Below are 3,714 nucleotides of genomic sequence, written 5' to 3'. Positions count from 1 at the left end.
ATTATCTGCGCTTTTGGCTTGGCATCTGCCGCACCTCGCTCGCCGTATCGGCACTTAGAATTATGCGGTATTGCCCTAAAGCATATAGAGGGGAAAACACAAAATGAAGTACAAAAAAGCAATAACTGCCCTGGCACTGGCGGCCCTGCTGCTGGCCGGGTGTGCCGCACCGCAGGCCGTGCAGGCGCCCGCCCCGCAGCAGACGGCGAAAGCAGCCGAAACCCAGTCCGGCGTTACATTTACCGATGCCATGGGCTACCCCGTTACCGTGCAGAGCTGGAACCGTGTGGTCAGCTTGTACGGCAGCTTTGCCGAAGCATGGACCCTGGCAGGCGGCACGCTGACGGCCACAACGGAGGATGCCATCAAGGAGCGTGGGCTGGACCTGGGAACAGACATTGCCGTGATCGGCACCAATCAGGACCCCAACACCGAGGAAATTCTGGCCCAGAACCCGGACTTTGTGATTTTGAATGCCGAGGTCAGTGAGCAGACGGCCCTGCATGAATTTTTGCAGGAGGCAGGGGTGCCGCACGCCTATTTTAAAACCAATACATTTGATGAATACCTTGCCATGCTGCGCACTTTTTGTAATATGACAGGCCGCGAGGATTTGTATGAGCAGAACGGCCTTGCCGTGCAGCAGCAGATCACCGATGTGCTGGAGTTGGTGCAGAACGCCAAGCTGCCCGCCCCCGATGTGCTGTTGCTGCGGGCGTATTCCTCCGGCTGCAAGGCAAAAGGCAGCGATAACATGACCGGCGCAATGCTGAAGGACTTGGGTGCGATAAACATTGCCGATGCGGACGACAGCCTGCTGGAAAACCTGAGCATGGAAAACATCATTGCGGATGACCCGGAAGACATTTTTGTGGTTACCATGGGGGCCAGCCAGCAGAAAGCGCTGGACTGGCTGGCCGAAAACCTGCAGGCCAATCCTGCGTGGTCCGGCCTGAGCGCCGTGCAGAGCGGCCATTATTATCTGCTGGATAAAGCGCTGTTCCACTATAAACCCAACGCCCGCTGGGGCGAAAGCTACCGCACCCTTGCGGCGCTGCTGTATCCCCAGCTGGCTGATCAGCTGGAGGCCCTGGCATGAAACAGCCCGCAACACTGCCCACCCTGCGCAGGCAGGGAGCCGCGCTGACCGTTTTAGCGCTGGCCGTGGTGCTGGCAGCTTTGGCCGGGCTTTGCTTTGGCAGCCAAGGCTATACCCCTTTGCAGCTGTGGCAGGCATGGTGCAGCGGCGATCCCCAAAACGCCGTCTACCGCGTTTTGCTGCATGTGCGCTGGCCCCGCACCCTGGCCGGGCTGTTGGCAGGCAGCGCGCTGGCGGCAGCGGGCGTTTTGCTGCAGGCCGTGCTGAACAACGCCATGGCAAGCCCTAACGTGATCGGCGTGAACGCCGGCGCCGGGCTGGCGGCACTGTGTGCTGCGGCTTTGTGGCCTGCCCACCCCAACGCGGTACAGCCTGCGGCGTTTGCCGGGGCGCTGGCCGCCGCCCTGCTGGTGTATGGGCTGGCGCTGGGGGCCGGGGTAAGCCGCACCACGCTGGTGCTGGCGGGCCTTGCCGTCAGCGGAATGCTGACCGCGGGCATGAATACGATCAAGCTATTGTACCCGGATGCGATTGCCGGGGCATCAGACTTTTTGGTGGGCGGCTTGTCCGGCGTAACACTGTCCGGGCTGAAAGGCGCTGTGCTCTACCTGATCACCGGGACGCTGCTGGCTCTGCTGCTGGCGGCAGATCTGAACGTGCTATGCCTGGGGGAACAAAGTGCAGCTTCCTTGGGGCTGCACATCGGAGCAGTACGCTTTTTGGGCATTCTGGCGGCGGCGCTGCTGGCGGGGGCAGCTGTCAGCTTTGCAGGGCTGCTCAGCTTTGTGGGGCTGCTGGCCCCGCACATTGCCCGGCGGCTGGTGGGCAATAACCATCGCATTCTGCTGCCCGCGGCCATGCTGCTGGGGGCGGCTTTTGTTGTGCTGTGTGATGTGCTGGCACGCTGCCTGTTTGCTCCGTTTGAACTGCCGGTGGGCATTCTGCTGTCCCTCATCGGCGGGCCGTTCTTCCTTGGCTTGCTGCTGCACGGCAGGGGGAGGCGAATGTATGATTGAATTACAGCATGTCAGTGCGGGCTATGGCGCACAGGATGTGGTGCGGGATGTGAGCTTTGCCGCCCCAAACGGCCAGCTGACCGCGCTGATTGGCCCCAATGGCAGCGGCAAAACCACCCTGCTGCGCGCCATGACGCGCACGCTGCCCTGCCGCAGCGGCAATATTCTGCTGGATGACCGCTCCATCGCCAGCTATGGCCGCAAAGAGTTTGCCCGCACAGCAGCGTTTATGCCGCAGTCCCGCCCGGTGCCGGGAATCACGGTGCGGGCGCTGGTGGCACATGGGCGGTTCCCGTATCTGGGCTTTTCCCGCCGGATGACAGCGCAGGATACCGCTGCGGTGGAGCAGGCCATGCGCCGGACCGGCACGCTGGATTGGGCAAATCGGGATGTGCGGGCGCTTTCCGGCGGCGAACGCCAGCGGGTGTACCTTGCCATGGCGCTGGCCCAGGACGGAACCACCATCCTGTTGGATGAGCCCGGTGCCTTTCTGGATGTACGCGCCCAGTTTGAACTGCTGGATCTGCTGCGCAGCGTGGCAGCGGGCGGCAAAGCCGTGGTGCTGGTTATGCACGAGCTGCCCCAGGCCATGCAGTATGCGGATCGCATTGCCCTGTTGGGCGGTGGCCGCCTGCTTGGCTGCGATACCTCCGCTGCCCTTGCTGCCACCGGTGCGGTGGATCGGGTGTTTGGCGTCCGTTTGTGCCGTGCGCCGGATGGGGTGTGGTATGTGAAGGCGGAGGGGCAAGCAAATTCTGGTTCGGCAGAGTGCTGAAAAACGTGAATCACCCGTAGGGGGCACATCGTGCGCCCGCCGCCGCATCGCTCCAATCATAACACCCACAACCCAATACAAACAAAATCGACCGCAAAGGCGATAACTCATTCGCCCCTGCGGTCGGTTTGTTTATGCGGCTTTAACGGTTATTGTTTGGTGAGGGCGAACGCGGCGATCATGTTAACCACGCCGCTGAATGCCAGCATGATACCGGCAATGCGCATCATCAGCGCGGTGGAAGCGCCCGGCGCAAACAGGGCATATACACCCAGCAGCACACAGGCAATGCCGATGATCAGCGGCACCCACCACAGGGTGTCGCCCCAGCGCTTGCGGTTGACTGCGGTCTGGATACTGGTCATGCCCTGAATCATCAAAAATATGCAGATGATAAGCCCCACGATCTCCACCAGCGTGTAAGGCCGTGTAATGAAGAACAGCCCCACCATAATGCCTGCCACGCTGACCGGCAGCAAAGGCGAAGTCATAAAGGTGGCGCGCTGGAAGGTGACGGAATTGACCGCACCGGCAGCACCGGCCAGCAAAATCAGCCAGCCAATCAGCGAACAAAGCGCAACCGTGGCGGCACCCGGCTGCATGATCAGGTAAATGCCCAGCACAATGCTGACCAGCGGCATCAAAATCAGTTCCCAACGGATCTCTTTCATAAAAGCAGTCCCTCCTTGTGGATAGCCTGGGCCGATGTACGCTGCGCCATGCAGGGCGCACCTGCCTTCTATGGCAATACCGCATAATTCTAAGTGCCGATACGGCGAGCGAGGTGCGGCAGCTGCTAGGCCAAAAGCGCAGATAATACTGGA

General features: G+C 61.2%; 4 protein-coding genes. 3 read left to right on the top strand and 1 reads right to left on the bottom strand.

Annotated elements, in window-relative coordinates; translation table 11 throughout:
- Window positions 1-103: 103 nt before the first annotated feature.
- Genes C4885_RS15725 through C4885_RS15715 form a run of 3 tightly spaced genes read left to right on the top strand, consistent with a single transcriptional unit; the run spans window position 104 to window position 2,890 of the window.
- A complete protein-coding gene (locus C4885_RS15725; RefSeq protein WP_114001234.1) occupies window positions 104-1,099 on the top strand; it encodes an ABC transporter substrate-binding protein in 996 nt (331 codons plus the stop codon).
- Window positions 1,096-2,115 (top strand): iron ABC transporter permease, encoded by a 1,020-nt coding sequence (locus tag C4885_RS15720; protein WP_199488132.1) that lies wholly within the window; start codon window positions 1,096-1,098, stop codon window positions 2,113-2,115. The genes C4885_RS15725 and C4885_RS15720 overlap by 4 nt, the downstream gene beginning before the upstream one ends.
- Entirely contained in the window at window positions 2,108-2,890 is a 783-nt protein-coding gene (locus C4885_RS15715; protein WP_114001233.1) for an ABC transporter ATP-binding protein, read from the top strand. Before C4885_RS15720 ends, C4885_RS15715 begins: the two co-directional genes overlap by 8 nt.
- A gap of 149 nt (window positions 2,891-3,039) precedes the next feature.
- Here the strand turns inward: C4885_RS15715 and C4885_RS15710 are convergent, their stop codons facing one another.
- Window positions 3,040-3,561: an HdeD family acid-resistance protein gene (locus C4885_RS15710; RefSeq protein ID WP_114001232.1), complete on the bottom strand. Its 522-nt coding sequence runs from the start codon at window positions 3,559-3,561 to the stop codon at window positions 3,040-3,042.
- Between the last annotated feature and the right edge of the window lie 153 nt (window positions 3,562-3,714).

It is taken from the genome of Subdoligranulum sp. APC924/74, assembly GCF_003324125.1.
GTDB classification, from domain to species: Bacteria; Bacillota; Clostridia; order Oscillospirales; family Ruminococcaceae; genus Gemmiger; species Gemmiger qucibialis.
The sequence above is the reverse complement of the archived record's forward strand: the minus strand, read 5'-3'. Positions and strand labels throughout refer to the sequence as shown.